This window comes from Siccibacter colletis (assembly GCF_000696575.1).
Classification (GTDB): domain Bacteria; phylum Pseudomonadota; class Gammaproteobacteria; order Enterobacterales; family Enterobacteriaceae; genus Siccibacter; species Siccibacter colletis.
The window spans coordinates 341620-360714 of record NZ_JMSQ01000008.1; the positions used below are offsets into that span (position 1 = coordinate 341620).

The window sequence follows — 19095 nt, forward strand, 5'->3', positions numbered from 1 at the left end:
GGGTTGTACTACAATCCTGATCACAAAAACGACACAAGAATATATTCAGGGCAAAAAAAAGCCCCGATGCATTATCAGGGCCGATGGGTAACCGCCGTGGTTACTGCAGCGCAAACTTCTCAATAGCGTAAGCGACGCCATCTTCCAGGTTGGATTTGGTCACGAAATCAGCCACCTCTTTCACCGACGGGATGGCGTTGTCCATTGCCACGCCGACGCCCGCATATTCCAGCATCGCGATGTCGTTTTCCTGATCGCCAATCGCCATCACCTCTTCCGGCTTGATGTTCAGCGTTTCCGCCAGGGCGTGCACGCCGGTGCCTTTGGTCACGCGCTTGTTAAGGATCTCAAGGAAGTACGGAGCGCTTTTCAGCACGGTGTACTTCTCACGCACCTCGTCCGGAATGCGCGCGATGGCTTTGTCGAGGATCTCCGGCTCGTCGATCATCATCACCTTCAGGAACGCGGTATCCGGGTCCATGTTTTCCGGCTCGCAGAACACCAGCGGAATAGTGGCGACAAAAGATTCATGCACGGTGTAGGCGCTGATATCGCGGTTAGCGGTATAGAGCGTGTTGCGATCCAGGGCGTGGAAGTGAGAGCCCACCTCGCGGGAGAGCTTTTCGAGGAACAGATAGTCGTCATAGTTGAGCGGCGTTTGCGCCACGGTGCTGCCATCTCCTGCTTTCTGAACCAGCGCGCCGTTATAGGTAATGCAGTAGTCGCCCGGCTTATCCATGTGCAGCTCTTTCAGATAAGTGTGCACCCCGGCGTACGGGCGGCCGGTGGTAAGCACGACGTTGATGCCGCGCTCGCGGGCGCTGGCAATCGCATTTTTAACGGCGGGAGAAATGGTGTGATCGGGCAGCAGTAAGGTGCCGTCCATGTCGATTGCAATAAGTTTGATAGCCATGTGTTCCCCTGCGTAAATGAGTCCTTCCGCATGCTAACGCGATTTAGTTCAAAAAACAGTAGCAGCCTGGGGAAGAAAGGGGGATGGAAAGGTCGGGAAAAGTGCCGGTTATTCAATGGCGGGAGTGAAGCGTGTGACGGTGGGTGCGCCAGGCTTATCCACCCTGCGACATTACAGCGACGCAGGGTGAAGGCGTGGCGCACCCGCCACAGCGATGATCAGATATCGATATTCGCCGCTTTCAGGGCGTTTTCTTCGATAAAGGCGCGGCGCGGTTCTACGGCATCACCCATCAGGGTGGTGAACAGCTGGTCAGCGGCAATCGCGTCCTTAACGGTCACGCGCAGCATGCGACGGCTTTCCGGGTCCATTGTGGTTTCCCACAGCTGATCCGGGTTCATCTCGCCCAGACCTTTATAGCGCTGGATTGCCAGACCACGACGGGACTCTTTCACCAGCCACTCCAGCGCCTGTTCGAAGCTGGCGACCGGCTGACGACGCTCGCCGCGCTCGATGAACGCGTCCTCTTCGATCAGCCCGCGCAGTTTCTCGCCCAGGGTGCACAGACGACGGTATTCCCCGCCCAGCACGAACTCCTGATCCAGCACGTAGTCGGTATCAACGCCGTGCGTACGCACGCGCACGACCGGTTCGAACAGGTTCAGCTCGGCGTTTTCGCGCACGTCATATTTCCACAGGCTGCCGTGCTGCTCGTTGTCGTTCAGCGTGGTGATGAGCGCGGAAACCCAGCGCGTTACCTTCGCTTCATCGCTCAGATCGGCATCGGCCAGCGTCGGCTGATACACCAGCTCTTTCAGCAGTGAACGCGGGTAGCGGCGCTCCATGCGGCCAATCATTTTCTGCGCGGCGTTGTACTCGGAAACCAGCTTCTCCAGCGCTTCGCCGGCGATAGCCGGTGCCGAGGCGTTGGCGTGCAGCGTTGCGCCATCAAGAGCGATAGAGATCTGGTACTGATCCATCGCCTCATCGTCTTTGATGTACTGCTCCTGCTTGCCTTTCTTCACTTTGTACAGCGGTGGCTGCGCAATGTAGACGTGGCCACGCTCAACGATTTCCGGCATCTGACGGTAGAAGAAGGTCAGCAGCAGCGTACGGATGTGCGAGCCATCGACGTCCGCATCGGTCATGATGATGATGCTGTGATAGCGCAGCTTGTCCGGGTTGTACTCGTCGCGACCGATGCCGCAGCCCAGCGCGGTGATAAGCGTCGCCACTTCCTGCGAAGAGAGCATCTTGTCGAAACGCGCTTTCTCAACGTTGAGGATTTTCCCCTTCAGCGGCAGAATCGCCTGGTTCTTGCGGTTACGGCCCTGCTTCGCAGAACCGCCCGCGGAGTCCCCTTCCACTAAGTAGAGTTCGGACAGCGCCGGGTCACGCTCCTGGCAATCCGCCAGTTTGCCCGGCAGGCCAGCCAGATCCAGCGCGCCTTTACGGCGGGTCATTTCACGGGCTTTACGCGCCGCTTCACGCGCGCGGGCCGCGTCGATGATCTTACCGACCACGATTTTCGCGTCCGACGGGTTCTCCAGCAGGTACTCGGCCAGCAGTTCGTTCATCTGCTGCTCAACCGCGGATTTCACCTCGGAAGAGACCAGCTTGTCTTTGGTCTGCGAAGAGAATTTCGGGTCCGGCACTTTCACGGAAACCACGGCAATCAGGCCTTCGCGGGCATCGTCGCCGGTGGCGCTGACTTTCGCTTTTTTGCTGTACCCTTCTTTATCCATGTAGGCATTCAGGGTACGGGTCATCGCAGCGCGGAAGCCCGCCAGGTGCGTACCGCCGTCGCGCTGCGGAATGTTGTTGGTAAAGCAGTAGATGTTTTCCTGGAAACCGTCGTTCCACTGCAGCGCCACTTCCACGCCAATCCCGTCTTTTTCTGTAGAGAAATAGAAGATATTCGGGTGAATCGGCGTTTTGTTTTTGTTCAGGTACTCCACGAACGCTTTGATGCCGCCTTCGTAGTGGAAATGGTCCTGTTTGCCGTCGCGCTTGTCATTCAGGCGAATAGAGACGCCGGAGTTCAGGAACGACAGCTCGCGCAGGCGCTTCGCCAGAATTTCGTATTCGAATTCGGTAACGTTGGTAAAGGTTTCAAGGCTCGGCCAGAAACGCACCACGGTACCGGTTTGCTCGGTTTCACCGGTGACGGCCAGCGGAGCCTGCGGCACGCCGTGCTCGTACACCTGCTGGTGCACTTTGCCTTCACGGCGAATAACCAGTTCGAGCTTCTGGGAAAGGGCGTTAACCACAGAGACGCCCACGCCGTGCAGACCGCCGGATACTTTATAGGAGTTATCGTCGAACTTACCGCCGGCGTGCAGAACGGTCATGATCACTTCCGCCGCCGACACACCCTCTTCCGGGTGAATACCGGTCGGGATACCACGCCCGTCATCCGAGACGGACACAGAGTTGTCAGCGTGAATGGTCACCACGATGTCTTTACAGTGACCGGCGAGCGCTTCGTCGATAGCGTTATCTACCACCTCAAATACCATGTGGTGCAGACCGGTGCCGTCATCCGTGTCGCCGATATACATGCCCGGGCGCTTACGCACCGCATCCAGCCCTTTCAGGACTTTGATACTGGAGGAGTCATAAGAATTCGACATCAACGTTTCTCGCTCATTTATCTTGGGTTAATCCGTTATTTTACCCTTTTCCACGGTGAACATCTTCGAATTTTTGTCCGACATGTCCATTACGTGTTCGGCGCTAATGGCGCTCACAAAGACCTGCGACTGCGTGGCTTTTAACCGGTTCGCAAGCAGGGCCCGGCGGGCGTCATCCAGCTCCGAGGCAAAATCATCTATCAAATACAGGCAGCGCCTTCCGCTTTCGCGCGTCAGGAACTCCCCCTGTGCGAGACGCAGCGCGCACATCAGGAGCTTGAGCTGCCCGCGCGACAGGGTGTCTTCCACCGGCGCGCCGTCGGCCCGAATGCGGAAATCCGCCTTATGGGGGCCGTGCGCCGTATAGGTTAGCATCCGGTCACGTTCGAAGTTTTTCTCCAGCACGTCGGCATAATCCGCCTCTTTTTCCCAGCCGCGCTGGAAACTGAACGTGAGGGAGAATTCAGGTAAAAACTGTGCGCAGGTATCGGCCATGTCGGCGGCGATCGCCGCGCTGTAGCCGGCGCGCCACTGGCTAATCTGTTCGGCCAGCGGGATAAGCTCCTGATCCCAGGGCCGCAGCTGCGCGTATCGGGTCACCTGACGAAGCGCGGCATTTCGCTGCTTTAACAGGCGCTTTAAGTTGCTCCAGGCAACAAAAAAGCCCGGTTCGTTGTGGAAGCATCCCCAGTCGAGGAATGCTCTTCGGTATTTGGGGCCGCCGCCGAGCAAAGTAAACCCCTCGGGGGTAATCAGCTGCATCGGCATCAACAACGCAAGCTCGGCAACCTTATGGCCGTCGGTGCCGTCGATGCGCACCTTGCTGTCGCCGTGTTTATCTTTGGTCAACCCGATGGCGGTTTCACGTTCGTCATTCTGCAGACGTCCGTGCAGCACAAACGCCTCCTGCTCATGACGGATCACCCGGCCAATCTGCAGACTGCGGAACGCACGTCCGTGCCCAAGGGTGTAGATCGCTTCCAGCACGCTGGTCTTGCCGCTGCCGTTAGCGCCGACTAAGAAGTTAAATCCGGGAGAAAGCGCGAGATCCGCATTCTCGATATTGCGGAAGTCTTTGATGAGTAGACGGGATAGCGACATGATCAATTCTTAGCCAGGGCGTTATCGGCGCAGTTAGTCTGGTTTCGGCCAGCGCGCAGCAACCAGAGCGTACTGAAGTACGTGAGGATTGCGAGCACTGCCCGGAGCCAGAATAACAAGTAAGATAGCCCGATATTTTCTAAAGCCTCATGGGCATGACGACATAGGCTGCGGATGTACTCGCCGCATCTTCAATCTGCACGCTCGACACCGAGTCCGTCAGCAAAATCCGCACGTTTTCGCACTTCAGCGCGTTCAGCACATCCAGCACGTAACTCACGTTGAAGCCGATTTCCATCTCGGTGCCTTCGTAGGCGACGTCGAGGATCTCTTCCGCTTCTTCCTGTTCCGGGTTGTTGGCGGTGATTTTCAGCTGGTTCTGGCTGACATACAGACGCACGCCGCGGAATTTCTCGTTCGAGAGAATGGCCGCACGGGCAAACGCCTGCTTAAGAATGTCGCAGCCGGCATCGAGGTGCTTATCGGGATTTTTCGGCAGTACGCGACGATAATCCGGGAAGCGGCCATCAACCAGCTTGGAAGTAAAGATGTAGTCGCCTACGTGAGCGCGAATGTTGTTGCTACCAATCTGCACGCGCAGCGGGTTTTCGCCGCCGTCGAGCATACGCATCAGCTCAATAACGCCTTTACGCGGCACGATCACCGAATGGTTGGGCAGCGATACGCCGATAGGCATGGAACAGACCGCCAGACGGTGACCGTCGGTGGCGACGGTACGCAGCTCTTCGCCTTCGGTTTCAAACAGCATCCCGTTGAGGTAGTAGCGAACGTCCTGATGCGCCATTGAAAACTGGGTCGCTTCAATCAGGCGCTTCATGGTGGCCTGCGGCAGCGTGAATTCAACGTTGCTCTGCCAGTCGTCCAGATTCGGGAAATCCGCCGCCGGGAGCGTGGAGAGCGAGAAGCGGCTGCGCCCGGAGCGCACCAGCATGCGGTCGCCCTCAAGCTGCACCGCGATTTCCGCGCCTTCCGGCAGACCACGACAGATATCAAACAGCTTACGCGCCGGAACCGTGGTCGCGCCGGGTTCGTGCGGCGACACCAGCGCCACCCGCGCGATCATTTCCATTTCCAGATCGGTGCCGGTCAGCGATAGCGTACCGTCCGCGACTTTCAGCAGCAGGTTACCGAGGATAGGCAGCGTCGGACGACCGCCCAGCGGGCCGCTTACCTGTTGCAGCGGCTTTAAGAGATGTTCACGTTCTACGGTAAATTTCATAGCGTCACGAAGATAATGTTCTGATTAAATTGGAAAAATCTTCTTTGATATCATGGCTCTCTTCACGCAGCTGTTCGATTTTACGACAGGCGTGGAGCACAGTGGTATGGTCGCGCCCACCAAAAGCATCGCCGATCTCCGGCAGGCTATGGTTGGTCAACTCTTTTGCCAGTGCCATCGCCATCTGGCGCGGGCGGGCAACGGACCGCGAGCGTCGTTTCGACAGCAGGTCCGCCACTTTAATTTTGTAGTACTCGGCCACCGTTTTTTGAATGTTATCGATGGTGACCAGTTTTTCCTGAAGCGCCAGCAGATCGCGCAGCGCTTCACGTACAAAGTCGATGGTAATTGCGCGCCCGGTAAAGTTGGCGTTAGCAATCACGCGATTCAGTGCCCCTTCCAGCTCACGCACGTTGGAGCGCAGGCGCTTGGCAATAAAGAAGGCCACTTCACCCGGCAGACGAATGTCGTTTTCGTCGGCCTTTTTCATCAGGATCGCCACGCGGGTTTCCAGCTCGGGCGGCTCGATCGCCACCGTCAGCCCCCATCCGAAACGGGATTTGAGACGATCTTCCACACCGTTGATCTCTTTCGGATAACGATCCGAGGTGAGAATGATCTGCTGATTGCCTTCCAGCAGGGCATTAAAGGTATGGAAAAATTCTTCCTGGGATCGTTCTTTATTAGCAAAGAACTGAATGTCATCGATCAGCAGCGCATCCACTGAACGGTAGTAGCGTTTGAACTCTTCAATGGCGTTGTTTTGCAGCGCTTTGACCATGTCCTGTACGAAGCGCTCGGAGTGCATGTACACCACTTTGGCATTGGGCTTGCGCGCCATGATGCCATTGCCGACCGCATGCAGCAGGTGGGTTTTACCCAGCCCGGTGCCGCCATAAAGGAACAGCGGGTTATAGGCGCCGCCCGGGTTATCCGCCACCTGACGCGCCGCCGCGCGGGCGAGCTGGTTCGATTTACCTTCAACGAAGTTATCGAAGTTGTGTTTCAGGTTGACGTTCGAGCGGTAGGACGGCTCGGCGGGCGCGGGCATGTTATCCCAGCTCGGACGCGCGGGGGCCGCGCTGCGAACGGCCTGCGCCTGTGCGGGCGCTGCCTGGCTGTTTACCGGCGCGCGCTGCGGCTGCGTTGCCGGCTTGCTGCCCACTTCAAAACGCAGCAATGGCGCATCGGTACCGCAGAAATCGTTTAACAGTCCGTTGATATTGTTGAGGTATTTGTCCCTGACCCAATCGAGCACAAAACGGTTTGGCGCGTACAGGGCCAGCGTGTTATCGCTCAGTTCCGCCTGTAGGGGGCGTATCCACATACTGAATTCTGTGGCTGGTAACTCATCCTGCAATCGGGCAAGACACTGCTGCCAAAGCGAAAGTGACACGGCGGACTCCACTCGAACAAAGTCGACAATTAAAGACGAAGACTGAAACATTCATGATTGTGTGACACACGCCGGTAAGACCACGACGGGGTGGCGTGCGTACCGCTATTTTATAGGCGGTTTGTCTGATGCTGCCTGGTTCCGGCAACGATCAGGGCCGGGGATCATAACGTAAAGCGAGCCAGAGATCTTCTGTTTCTCACAGTTTCTTCCCGATTTATCCACAGGGCGGATCGAGAAGTGGTAAGTGTAATCGATCATTTGTTCTGTGCGGCATGATTCCTGCCTTATATTGCCAAATTTTCCGATCGATGAACCATTTTGGGTGAAAGGATCGCACGAAGATCCGGCGCGATCCTTGCGCTTTAAACCGAAGCCCGTATAATTCTCCACCCGGCGCGTTTTGCCGTATGAATGGCCTTCCGGTTTCGCTGAATTTTCGCCCGTTTTTCGGGGGTAAAAGCAGGAGAGATAAGGAAAGTGAATTGACTCCGGAGTGTACAATTATTACAATCCGGCCTCTTTAATCATCCACACTGAGGCGTCGGTCTTTCGCTAAGCCGTTCGGACAAACGCACAAGTCAGTGAAATTTTTCAAGTTTAGGTAGAAATCGCCATGAAACGCACTTTTCAACCGTCCGTACTGAAGCGCAACCGTTCACACGGCTTCCGTGCTCGTATGGCAACCAAAAATGGTCGTCAGGTTCTGGCACGTCGTCGTGCTAAAGGCCGCTCTCGTCTGACCGTTTCTAAGTAATAAAAGCTAACCCCTGCGTGGTTAAGCTCGCATTTCCCAGGGAGTTACGTTTGTTAACTCCCCATCATTTCACTTTCGTCTTCCAGCAGCCGCAACGGGCTGGCACGCCGCAAATCACCATCCTCGGCCGCCTTAATTCGCTGGGGCATCCCCGTATCGGTCTTACCGTCGCCAAGAAAAACGTCAAGCGCGCGCACGAACGCAATCGGATTAAACGTCTGACGCGTGAGAGCTTCCGTTTGCGTCAGCATGAACTTCCGCCTATGGATTTCGTGGTGGTGGCGAAGAAGGGGGTTGCAGACCTCGATAACCGCGCGTTAATGGAAGCACTGGAAAAACTATGGCGCCGCCATTGTCGCCAGGCTCGCGAGTCCTGATAGGCCTGATCAGGGTCTATCAACGCCTGATTAGTCCGCTTCTCGGGCCGCATTGCCGTTTTACCCCAACCTGTTCGCACTACGGAATTGAGGCGTTACGCAGGTTTGGAGTGATAAAAGGCAGTTGGTTGACAGTGAAACGCGTATTAAAATGCCACCCTTTACACCCGGGTGGAGACGACCCCGTCCCGCCAGGACCTTACGATACCAGAGAACACTAACGATGGATTCGCAACGCAATCTTCTTGTCATCGCTTTGTTGTTCGTGTCTTTCATGATCTGGCAAGCCTGGGAGCAGGATAAAAATCCTCCTCAGACTCAGCAGACCACGCAGACTACGACCACCGCAGCGGGTAGCGCCGCCGACCAGGGCGTACCGGCCAGTGGCCAGGGAAAACTCATTACGGTTAAAACGGATGTCCTCTCCCTTACCATCAACACCCGTGGTGGTGACATCGAGCAGGCACTGTTAACTGCCTACCCGAAAGAGCTGGGTTCTTCTGAGCCGTTCCAGCTGCTGGAAACGACGCCAGAGTTCCTGTATCAGGCGCAAAGCGGCCTGACCGGTCGCGACGGCCCGGATAATCCGGCAAATGGTCCGCGTCCGCTCTACAACGTTGATAAAGACGCGTTCGTTATCGCTGATGGCCAGAACGAACTGGCGATCCCGATGACCTTCACCGATGCGGCGGGCAACACCTTCACCAAAACCTTCACCCTGAAACGCGGTGAATATGCGGTAGACGTAAGCTACAGCGTGAACAACGCCGGCGCGAAACCGCTGGAAGTGGCAAGCTTCGGTCAGCTCAAGCAGTCCATCAATCTGCCTTCTCACCGCGATACCGGCAGCAGCAACTTTGCGCTGCATACCTTCCGCGGCGCGGCGTACTCCACCCCGGACGAGAAGTATGAGAAATATAAATTCGACACCATTGCTGATAACGAAAACCTGAACGTCAACGCCAGCAACGGCTGGGTAGCGATGCTTCAGCAGTATTTCGCTACCGCATGGGTTCCACGCACTGCGGGCACCAACAATTTCTATACCGCAAATCTGGGTAACGGCATTGCGGCGGTTGGCTACAAATCTGCACCGGTACTGGTACAGCCAGGCCAGACAGGCGCGCTGAACAGCACCCTGTGGGTCGGCCCGGAAATCCAGGACAAAATGGCGCAGGTTGCACCGCACCTTGACCTGACCGTTGATTACGGCTGGTTGTGGTTCATCTCTCAGCCGCTGTTCAAGCTGCTGAAATGGATCCACGGCTTCCTGGGCAACTGGGGCTTCGCGATTATCGCTATCACCTTCATCGTACGTGGTGTGATGTACCCGCTGACGAAAGCGCAGTACACCTCGATGGCGAAGATGCGTCTGCTGCAGCCGAAGATTCAGGCCATGCGCGAGCGTCTGGGTGATGACAAGCAACGTATGAGCCAGGAGATGATGGCGCTCTATAAAGCAGAGAAAGTGAACCCGCTGGGTGGTTGCTTCCCGCTGCTGATTCAGATGCCGATCTTCCTTGCGCTGTACTACATGCTGATGGGCTCAGTTGAGCTGCGCCATGCGCCGTTCGCCCTGTGGATCCACGACCTGTCCGCGCAGGACCCGTACTACATCCTGCCGATCCTGATGGGCGTGACCATGTTCTTCATCCAGAAGATGTCACCGACCACCGTGACCGACCCGATGCAGCAGAAGATCATGACCTTTATGCCGGTCATCTTCACGGTCTTCTTCCTGTGGTTCCCGTCCGGTCTGGTGCTGTACTATATCGTCAGCAACCTGGTGACCATCCTTCAGCAGCAGCTGATCTACCGCGGTCTGGAAAAACGTGGACTGCATAGCCGCGAGAAGAAAAGCTCCTGATAGCTTGATTCTTTAAGCTGAAACAAGGCGGTCATTTGACCGCCTTGTTTGTTTTTGTCGCCCTGTATTTCGCGCCTAACCCGAAGAGATAATCATGAACCACAACGACACCATCATCGCTCAGGCTACTCCTCCGGGACGTGGCGGCGTGGGTATCCTGCGTATTTCTGGCCTCAAAGCCCGCGAGGTAGCCCAGGCCGTGCTCGGCAAGCTGCCGAAACCGCGCCATGCCGACTACCTGCCGTTTAAGGACGCCGACGGCACGGCGCTGGATCAGGGTATTGCGCTGTGGTTCCCCGGCCCGAACTCTTTTACCGGCGAAGACGTGCTGGAGCTGCAGGGTCATGGCGGCCCGGTGATCCTCGACCTGCTGCTTAAACGCATTCTGGCGCTGCCCGGCGTGCGTATCGCTCGTCCAGGTGAGTTCTCCGAGCGCGCGTTTCTTAACGATAAGCTCGATCTGGCTCAGGCAGAAGCCATCGCCGACCTGATCGATGCCAGTTCTGAGCAGGCGGCCCGCTCGGCGCTTAACTCGTTGCAGGGAGCGTTTTCCGCGCGAGTAAATCACCTTGTGGAAGCACTTACTCACCTGCGCATCTACGTCGAAGCGGCTATCGACTTTCCGGACGAGGAGATCGACTTTCTGTCAGACGGCAAAATTGAAGCGCAGCTTAATGCCGTAATGGGCGATCTCGACGCGGTACGCGCCGAAGCGCGACAGGGCAGTCTGCTGCGCGAGGGCATGAAGGTGGTAATTGCCGGGCGTCCAAACGCCGGGAAATCAAGCCTGCTGAATGCGCTGGCGGGCCGCGAGGCAGCGATCGTTACCGATATTGCCGGCACCACCCGCGACGTATTGCGCGAGCATATTCATATCGACGGTATGCCGCTGCATATTATCGACACCGCCGGTCTGCGTGAAGCCAGCGATGAAGTGGAGCGTATCGGCATCGAACGCGCGTGGAACGAGATCGAACAGGCGGACCGCGTACTGTTTATGGTAGACGGGACCACCACCAGCGCCGTTGACCCGGCTGACATCTGGCCGGATTTTATTGCCCGACTGCCAGCGAAGCTGCCGATCACCGTGGTGCGTAACAAAGCGGACGTCACCGGCGAAACGCTGGGCCTCAGCGAAGTGAATGGTCACTCACTGATTCGCCTGTCGGCGCGTACCGGTGATGGCGTGGACGTGCTGCGTAACCATCTTAAAAGCAGTATGGGCTTTGATACCAATATGGAAGGCGGCTTCCTGGCACGCCGTCGTCACCTGCAGGCGCTGGAGCAGGCTGCGGCGCATCTCGAACAAGGTAAGGCACAGCTGCTGGGTGCCTGGGCCGGCGAGCTGCTGGCCGAAGAGCTGCGCCTGGCGCAGCAGAGCCTGAGTGAGATCACCGGGGAATTTACCTCCGACGATCTGCTGGGCCGCATCTTCTCCAGCTTCTGTATAGGTAAGTAATCACTCACGAACCGCTCCGCCAGCGTGGCGGAGCAGCAGGAGGACTGCGATGACGCCCGAGGCGCTGGATGCCCTCTATACGCAAACCTCACGCCAGACGCTGGCGACGCTGCTGGCAGAGATTAACGCGATGAGTGACGGCGATGCGCTGGCCGACGCGATGCCGGTCAACGGCCTGCATTTCACCTTCCTGCCCATCATGCTGCCGCACTACCGTCCGGGAGAGCGTCCCAAACACCTCGATCTGTTGAAGCGTCTGTGGCAGGAATACTGTACCGCTCAGCCGCTGACCATTTCCCGCCTGCGGCTGGTGGCGCTTCCGTCACAGCTGCTGCTGGCGGGCATTCCGGACCCGCACAGCCTGCGCCAGCGCAGCGCGTTTGCCGATGCATTGCTGAAAACGCCCCTGGCACCGGGCCTGCTGGCGCGTCATGCATCGACACCGCTACCGGCACCTTTCTGGCACAGCACGCTGTTACGCTATCGGGCGCAGCGCCTTCCTGAACCGCTTCGCAGCTACTTTATCCGCCATCAGCATCGTGAATTCGGTAGCGTTAGCGCGCCCGTCAGGCTGGTCATGGCCAACTATAACTGGACGGTGGTGCAGCCCATTACATGATCAATTTTTGTTCGCGTTTTATAATTAAAGAATATATATAATACCCTTTTGTAAAGCTGACCCTTGGGTCTTCCCTTCGCGGAGATTCCGCATTAAAAGAAAGCAGGGATTGCAGCATCATCGGCAATCATGGTTTCACAGCATCATCTGACCCAGTCATTCACCGACCATTATCACGGAGCGACAAATGGCAACGCATTTTGCACGAGGGATTATTAACGGCGGGCACCTCGATTCCACCCGGCTCTCTGCCGCCAGCCTGCAACAGGCGCAACAGATGCCGGAGCATCGCCGCGCACGCTTTCTGGCGTCCCGCTCGCTGCTGGCCGAGCTGATGTTTATGCTGTACGGCGTGCACGAGCTGCCGGAGATCGTGGTCGCCAGCAACGGGCGTCCCGGCTTTAGCGATCCTTCGCTGGCCGATTTTTCTCTCGCCTATGCCGGAAATATGGTGGGTGTCGCAATCACCACCGAAGGACGCTGCGGTCTGGATATGGAGTTGCAGCACGCTACGCGTGGATTCCACCACCCGCAATCCCACCGCAATCACCACTTCACCAGCAACGAAACCATCTGGATTAACAATCAGAACGATCCGCACGAAGCCGGGGCGCAGCTGGTCACCTTACGTCAGAGCGTGCTGAAGCTGTGCGGGCGCTGTCATGATGAGAGCCAGCCGCTGCAGCTGTTGCCCGGCTCTGGCCGTCTGCGCATGGCCGGTGAGCCTGAAATCGAAGCGCTGAGCGATGCCGAAGATATACTTATCTGGGCGATAGCCGTGACTCCTGCCATTGAGCACGTCAAACTCTGGGAGTTCGACACGCATAAAGGCTGGAGCAACCTTAGCGAGGTGTTGAAGCAGCGCCCGTCTGCCGAGACGCGCGTGATGCGTTTCACCAGTCTACCGCTGGAAAAAACGCCGATCGCGAACTGATTTTTAACTGACAACATCAGGACGTTTTCTATGGCCGAAAGCATGAAAGTTGTGACGTTACTGGGAAGCCTGCGCAAAGGCTCGTTCAACGCAATGGTCGCCAGTACGCTGCCAAAAATCGCGCCGGAAGGCATGACCGTTTCCGCCCTGCCGTCGATCCGCGACATCCCCATTTACGATGCCGACATTCAGCAGGAAGAGGGTTTTCCCGCGTCGGTGGAGGCCATCGCCGAACAGATCCGCGCGGCGGACGGCGTAGTAATTATTACCCCGGAATATAACTACTCGGTGCCTGGCGGCCTGAAAAATGCTATCGACTGGCTCTCGCGTCTGCCGGAACAGCCGCTGGCGGGTAAGCCGGTCCTCATCCAGACCAGTTCAATGGGGGCTATTGGCGGCGCGCGCTGCCAGTATCACCTGCGTCAGATCCTGGTGTTCCTCGATGCAATGGTGATGAACAAGCCAGAGTTTATGGGCGGCGTGATCCAGAATAAGGTCGACCCGCAGACCGGCGAGGTCGTGGACCAAAGCACGCTCGATCACCTCTCCGGCCAGCTGACGGCTTTCAGTAAATATATTCAGCGCGTAAAAGCCTGAATCCGGGCCTCCTGCAGGAGGCTTTTTTATTCTCGTAAGATGTGTAAATTTATTTCCTGAATGAATTGTGATTTGTTATAACATCACACTTTATTTTTATCAGGATAGTTTTGTTATGTCTGGGGTTTTATCGCGTCGTCTCGTTGCTATTGATGCGCTGCGTGGTCTGGTGATGCTGCTGATGCTGCTCGACCACGTGCGTGAAACGTTCTTTCTGCATCGTCAGGTGGGCGATCCGATGGACGTCACCACCACCGAACCGGCGCTGTTTATTGGCCGCACGCTGGCGCACCTGTGCGCACCGGTTTTCGTCTTCCTGACCGGCCTCTCGGCGGCACTTTACTGGCAGAAAACCTCATCGCTGAAGAAGACCGCAGAGTTTCTGTTCAAACGCGGTCTCGTGCTGATCCTGCTGGAAATCACGCTGGTTAACTTCGCCTGGACCTTCCAGTTTCCGCCGTCGGTGGTCTATCTGCAGGTGATCTGGGCGATTGGCCTGAGCATGGTGGCGCTGAGCGCACTGATTTGGCTGCCAGCGGGCGTTCTGCTGCCGTTAGCGGTAGTGATTATCGCCGGGCATAACCTGCTGGACGGCATTCATGCCGCGCCGGGCTCTTTCTGGGCCATTCCCTGGGCGATTCTGCACGACCGCGGCTGGATTGAACTGGGTGATGCGATGCGCATACGGACTTCTTATCCGGTGCTGCCGTGGATCGGCGTTATTTCGCTGGGCTTCCTCGCCGGGCGCTTCTATCGCGCGGAGATGACGACCCACCAGCGTCAGCGCTTGCTGGCCATGACCGGCGTTGCCGCGCTGGCGGCGTTTGTGGTGCTGCGTCTGATTAACGGCTACGGCGAAAAGCCGTGGGTGAGCGGTGAAAACAGCGTGCAGACGGTGATGAGTTTCTTCAACATCACTAAGTACCCGCCGTCGCTGATGTTCCTGCTACTGACCCTGAGCCTCGGCCTGCTGCTGCTGGCGCTGTTTGAGCGCTTCCAGGATAAACAGCTGCTGGTATGGATTGGCCTGTTTGGTGCGGCACCGATGTTCTTCTATCTGCTGCATCTCTACGTGCTGAAGGCGCTGTATCTGATGGCGGTGGCTATCTGGGGACTGAACCACGGCGAATTCTTCGGCTTCGACACCGTGTGGCAGGTGTGGCTGGGCACCATCGCCCTTGCTGCTGCGCTGGTGGTGCCGGTGCGCCGCTTTGCCGCGTTCAAAGCGCGCCGCCGCGATATCACCTGGCTTAAATACTTCTGATAAAAAAAGCCAGTCGGCAGACTGGCTTCTTCGATATGACGGGCAGCGCAGGCTGCCCTTTTTTATGCCTGATTAATGCGCGTCAATAAACACGATTTTCAGGATGAACAGCAGGGCAACCACCACCACGCACGGGCTGAGTTCGCGCAGACGACCGGTACCGATCTTCATCACGCAGTACGAGATAAAGCCCAGCGCGATCCCTTCGGTGATGGAGAAGCTGAACGGCATCATGACGGCAGTGATAAACGCCGGCACCGCTTCGGTTAAGTCATCCCACTTCACGCGCGCCAGGCTTGAGGTCATCAGCACACCGACGTAGATCAGCGCGCCTGCGGCCGCGTACGGCGGTACCATGCCCGCCAGCGGTGACAGGAAGATCACCAGCAGGAACAGCAGGCCGACGACAATGGCGGTCAGACCGGTACGGCCACCGACGGAGACGCCGGAGGAGCTTTCGATATAAGCGGTTACGGAAGACGTCCCGATAAACGAGCCGGCGACTGACGAGACGCTGTCAACAAACAGCGCCTGCTTCATGCGCGGGAATTTCCCTTTCTCATCAGCCAGGCCGGCTTTATCGGTGACGCCAATCAGCGTGCCGGAGGAGTCGAACAGGTTTACCAGCATGAAGGAGAAGATCACGCCCGCCAGACCCAGATTGAAAGAGCCAGCCAGATCGACGTGTCCCACCACCGTCATCACACTCGGCGGCGCGGAAACGACGCCCTGGAACTGCACATCGCCCAGCAGCCAGGCCAGCAGCGTGGTTACCACGATAGAAACCAGCACCGCAGCATGAATGTTACGCGACGCCAGAATCGCAATAATGAAGAAGCCCAGCACGCCCAGCAGCACGCTGTGAGAGGTAAGGTTGCCGATGGTTACCAGCGTATCCGGGTTCGCGACGATAACGCCGGCGTTTTTCAGGCCCATCATGCCGATAAACAGACCAATACCGCTGGTAATGCCGACGCGCAGGCTGAGCGGAATATTGGCAATCATCCAGTAGCGCACCTGGAAAATGGTGAGCAGCAGTAAGCCTACCGCGCCCCAGAAAATAGCACCCATCCCGATCTGCCACGGCAGGCCCATCGCACCGACCACCACAAACGCGAAGAAGGCGTTCAGGCCCATTGCCGGTGCCAGCGCTACCGGCAGGTTAGCAAACAGCCCCATCAGGATACTGCCGCCCGCGGCGATAAGGCAGGTGGTGACAAACACCGCGCTGGTGTCCATGCCCGCTGCACCCAGAATCTGCGGGTTAACGAACACGATGTACACCATCGTCAGGAAGGTGGTGAACCCGGCGATCACTTCCGTACGCGCGGTAGTGCCGTGGGCGCGTAATTTAAACACGCGTTCGAGCAGCCCCTTTGAAGCCTGGGCAGTGGGTTGTTGGCTCATTGGTTGGTTCCGAAATCAGGAGGGAAATTGGTCGCTATCCTATACCAAAATGCGACAATAGTGCTGTCTGTCACAGACTTTTTTTCATTGATTTTGCTTATACGGCATCGATTGCGCGGGCCAAAACCGGCTGCGTAAACGTTAAACTTTCGATATCAGGAAAAAACATGTCCAGCATTGATGCACTATTTTTTGATTGCGATGGCACGCTGGTAGACAGCGAAGTGATCTGCTCCCGCGCGTATGTGCATATGTTTGCCCGCGCCGGCATCACGCTCGATCTTGAGGAAGTGTTCAAACGCTTCAAAGGCATAAAACTCTACGAGATCATCGATACCATCAATAATGAACATGGCGTTAACCTGCAAAAAGCAGAGCTGGAACCCGTCTATCGCGCCGAGGTCGCACGGCTGTTCGACAGCGAGCTGGTGGAGATCCCCGGCGCTGCGGCGCTGCTCGATCGCTTAACGATACCGATGTGCATCGTCTCCAACGGCCCGGTCAGCAAAATGCAGCACTCGCTGGGTAAAACCGGCATGCTCGGGCATTTCCCTGACAAACTCTACAGCGGCTACGATATCCAGCGCTGGAAGCCCGATCCAGCCCTGATGCATCACGCTGCGGATGCGATGCGCGTGGACGTGACGAAGTGCATTCTGGTGGATGATTCGGTGGCCGGGGCGCAATCCGGCATCGCGGCGGGAATGCAGGTGTTTTACTTCTGCGCCGATGCGCACAATCCGCCACTCGATCACCCGAATGTGACGCCGTTTACCGACCTGAGCCAGCTGCCCGAGCTGTGGCGCGCGCGCGGATGGAATATCACCCGCTAATGTTGCCCGGCGGGTGCGCAAGCTTACCCGCCCTGCAGCACTGCATCACAGGCAAAAAAAACCTCTCCTGAAGGAGAGGTTTTTTGTGGCGCGAGCGCGATGCTTACTCTTTCGGATCTTTGCCCGCCAGCAGCTTATCCAGCTCGTCGCCGCCAACGTGACGGAAATCCTGCCCCTTCACGAAGTAGAAGATGTATTCGCAGATGTTCTGGCAGCGGTCGCCGATACGCTCAATAGAGCGTGCGCAGAACAGCGCGGTTAATACGCTGGGGATGGTACGCGAGTCTTCCATCATGTAGGTCATCAACTGACGCACGATGCCTTCGTACTCCTGGTCCACCTTCTTGTCTTCACGGTAGATGCGGATGGCTTCATCCAGATCCATACGCGCAAAGGCGTCGAGCACGTCATGCAGCATCTGCACGGTGTGGCGGCCCAGCGACTCCAGGCTCACCAGCAGCGGCTGGTGCTGCTGGGAGAATTTCTCCAGCGCGGTGCGGCAGATTTTGTCTGCCACATCACCGATACGCTCCAGCTCGGCGATGGTTTTGATGATCGCCATCACCAGACGCAGGTCGCTCGCTGTCGGCTGACGTTTGGCAATGATGCGCACGCAGGCTTCATCGATCGCCACTTCCATCATGTTGACCTTCTGGTCACCGTCGATGACGCGCTTCGCCAGCTCGCTGTCCTGATTGTGCATCGCCGTGATGGCGTCAGACAGCTGCTGCTCCACCAGCCCGCCCATGGTCATCACCTGGGTGCGGATGTGCTCCAGCTCAGCGTTGAACTGGCCGGAGATATGTTTATTCAGATTCAGGTTATCCATGATTCCTCCCGTTGCCCGGACGCGTGGTGCCTGTCACAGCGTGGCGACAGGCAGCAGCATCAGAGCAGATCAACCGTAGCGGCCAGTAATGTAATCTTCAGTTTGCTTCTTCTTCGGACGGGTAAAGAGTTCGTCGGTATTGCTGAACTCGATAAGCTCGCCGAGATACATAAACGCGGTGTTATCAGAACAACGCGCAGCCTGCTGCATGTTGTGGGTAACGATAACCACGGTGTAATCCTGCTTCAGCTCGGTGATCAGCTCTTCGATGCGCCCGGTAGAGATCGGGTCCAGCGCCGAGCAAGGTTCATCAAGAAGCAGCACTTCCGGGCGAATCGCGATACCGCGGGCGATGCAAAGACGTTGCTGCTGACCACCGGAGAGAGAATACCCGCTCTGGTGCAGCTTATCTTTGGTTTCATTCCATAATGCGGCTTTGGTCAACGCCCACTGCACGCGCTCGTCCATATCGGCACGGGAAAGCTTCTCGAACAGGCGCACGCCAAAGGCGATGTTGTCATAGATAGACATCGGGAACGGCGTCGGCTTCTGGAACACCATGCCCACTTTGGCGCGCAGCAGCGCGATGTCCTGGCTGTGGGTGAGGATGTTCTCACCGTCCAGCAGGATTTCACCTTCGGCGCGCTGCTCCGGGTAAAGCGAATACATTTTGTTAAAGGTACGCAGCAGGGTGGATTTACCGCAGCCCGATGGCCCGATAAACGCCGTCACCTGATTCTTTGCGATATCCAGACTGATGTTCTTCAGGGCGTGGAATTTGCCGTAGTAGAAGTTCAGATCGCGAACCTGAATTTTGTCCGCTGGGGTATCAACAATACTCATCTCAATCTTTCCTCATCCGACGCCGC

General features: G+C 57.1%; 18 protein-coding genes. 10 read left to right on the plus strand and 8 right to left on the minus strand.

The window, feature by feature from the left end; all coding sequences use genetic code 11:
* Positions 1 to 100: 100 nt before the first annotated feature.
* The 5 genes from yidA to dnaA form a co-directional block, all read right to left on the minus strand.
* Positions 101 to 913, minus strand: coding sequence for a sugar-phosphatase (yidA, locus tag ET34_RS0111710; RefSeq protein WP_031522249.1), 813 nt, complete (start codon positions 911 to 913; stop codon positions 101 to 103).
* A gap of 218 nt (positions 914 to 1131) precedes the next feature.
* Positions 1132 to 3546, minus strand: coding sequence for a DNA topoisomerase (ATP-hydrolyzing) subunit B (gyrB, locus tag ET34_RS0111715; protein ID WP_031522250.1), 2415 nt, complete (start codon positions 3544 to 3546; stop codon positions 1132 to 1134).
* Positions 3547 to 3573: 27 nt separating this feature from the next.
* Positions 3574 to 4647: a DNA replication/repair protein RecF gene (gene recF / locus ET34_RS0111720; protein ID WP_031522252.1), complete on the minus strand. Its 1074-nt coding sequence runs from the start codon at positions 4645 to 4647 to the stop codon at positions 3574 to 3576.
* A 139-nt stretch (positions 4648 to 4786) separates the two neighbouring features.
* Positions 4787 to 5887: a DNA polymerase III subunit beta gene (gene dnaN, locus ET34_RS0111725; RefSeq protein ID WP_031522254.1), complete on the minus strand. Its 1101-nt coding sequence runs from the start codon at positions 5885 to 5887 to the stop codon at positions 4787 to 4789.
* 4 nt (positions 5888 to 5891) lie between these two features.
* Positions 5892 to 7283 (minus strand): chromosomal replication initiator protein DnaA, encoded by a 1392-nt coding sequence (dnaA, locus tag ET34_RS0111730; RefSeq protein WP_031522255.1) that lies wholly within the window; start codon positions 7281 to 7283, stop codon positions 5892 to 5894.
* A 616-nt stretch (positions 7284 to 7899) separates the two neighbouring features.
* Between dnaA and rpmH the strand changes: the two genes are divergently transcribed.
* The 9 genes from rpmH to ET34_RS0111765 all read left to right on the plus strand — a co-directional run bounded on the left by rpmH (position 7900) and on the right by ET34_RS0111765 (position 15157).
* Positions 7900 to 8040, plus strand: coding sequence for a 50S ribosomal protein L34 (gene rpmH / locus ET34_RS21845; protein ID WP_003849659.1), 141 nt, complete (start codon positions 7900 to 7902; stop codon positions 8038 to 8040).
* 17 nt (positions 8041 to 8057) lie between these two features.
* On the plus strand, positions 8058 to 8417 hold the full coding sequence (gene rnpA / locus ET34_RS21850; protein ID WP_072002018.1) for a ribonuclease P protein component: 360 nt from the start codon (positions 8058 to 8060) through the stop codon (positions 8415 to 8417).
* A complete protein-coding gene (gene yidD, locus ET34_RS21855; RefSeq protein WP_072002019.1) occupies positions 8381 to 8638 on the plus strand; it encodes a membrane protein insertion efficiency factor YidD in 258 nt (85 codons plus the stop codon). Before rnpA ends, yidD begins: the two co-directional genes overlap by 37 nt.
* A 2-nt stretch (positions 8639 to 8640) precedes the next feature.
* Positions 8641 to 10284 carry a membrane protein insertase YidC gene (gene yidC / locus ET34_RS0111740; protein WP_031522259.1) on the plus strand — a complete coding sequence of 548 codons (1644 nt, stop codon included), beginning with the start codon at positions 8641 to 8643 and terminating at the stop codon, positions 10282 to 10284.
* A 94-nt stretch (positions 10285 to 10378) separates the two neighbouring features.
* Positions 10379 to 11743, plus strand: a complete 1365-nt coding sequence (gene mnmE, locus ET34_RS0111745; protein WP_031522261.1) for a tRNA uridine-5-carboxymethylaminomethyl(34) synthesis GTPase MnmE — start codon at positions 10379 to 10381, stop codon at positions 11741 to 11743.
* Between the two features lie 49 nt (positions 11744 to 11792).
* Positions 11793 to 12362: a hypothetical protein gene (locus ET34_RS0111750; RefSeq protein WP_031522263.1), complete on the plus strand. Its 570-nt coding sequence runs from the start codon at positions 11793 to 11795 to the stop codon at positions 12360 to 12362.
* A gap of 187 nt (positions 12363 to 12549) precedes the next feature.
* On the plus strand, positions 12550 to 13296 hold the full coding sequence (locus tag ET34_RS0111755; RefSeq protein WP_031522264.1) for a 4'-phosphopantetheinyl transferase family protein: 747 nt from the start codon (positions 12550 to 12552) through the stop codon (positions 13294 to 13296).
* 30 nt (positions 13297 to 13326) lie between these two features.
* Positions 13327 to 13893, plus strand: a complete 567-nt coding sequence (locus ET34_RS0111760) for an NADPH-dependent FMN reductase (protein ID WP_031522266.1) — start codon at positions 13327 to 13329, stop codon at positions 13891 to 13893.
* Positions 13894 to 14008: 115 nt separating this feature from the next.
* Positions 14009 to 15157: a DUF1624 domain-containing protein gene (locus tag ET34_RS0111765; protein ID WP_031522268.1), complete on the plus strand. Its 1149-nt coding sequence runs from the start codon at positions 14009 to 14011 to the stop codon at positions 15155 to 15157.
* Between the two features lie 72 nt (positions 15158 to 15229).
* Here ET34_RS0111765 and ET34_RS0111770 read toward each other — a convergent pair whose 3' ends face one another.
* On the minus strand, positions 15230 to 16564 hold the full coding sequence (locus ET34_RS0111770) for an NCS2 family permease (protein ID WP_031522269.1): 1335 nt from the start codon (positions 16562 to 16564) through the stop codon (positions 15230 to 15232).
* A 167-nt stretch (positions 16565 to 16731) separates the two neighbouring features.
* Here ET34_RS0111770 and yieH point away from each other — a divergent pair, with 167 nt between their 5' ends.
* Positions 16732 to 17397 carry a 6-phosphogluconate phosphatase gene (gene yieH, locus ET34_RS0111775; protein WP_031522271.1) on the plus strand — a complete coding sequence of 222 codons (666 nt, stop codon included), beginning with the start codon at positions 16732 to 16734 and terminating at the stop codon, positions 17395 to 17397.
* A 103-nt stretch (positions 17398 to 17500) separates the two neighbouring features.
* Here the strand turns inward: yieH and phoU are convergent, their stop codons facing one another.
* Positions 17501 to 18226, minus strand: coding sequence for a phosphate signaling complex protein PhoU (gene phoU / locus ET34_RS0111780; RefSeq protein ID WP_024549252.1), 726 nt, complete (start codon positions 18224 to 18226; stop codon positions 17501 to 17503).
* 69 nt (positions 18227 to 18295) lie between these two features.
* A complete protein-coding gene (gene pstB, locus ET34_RS0111785) occupies positions 18296 to 19069 on the minus strand; it encodes a phosphate ABC transporter ATP-binding protein PstB (protein ID WP_031522274.1) in 774 nt (257 codons plus the stop codon).
* Positions 19070 to 19095 lie beyond the last annotated feature (26 nt).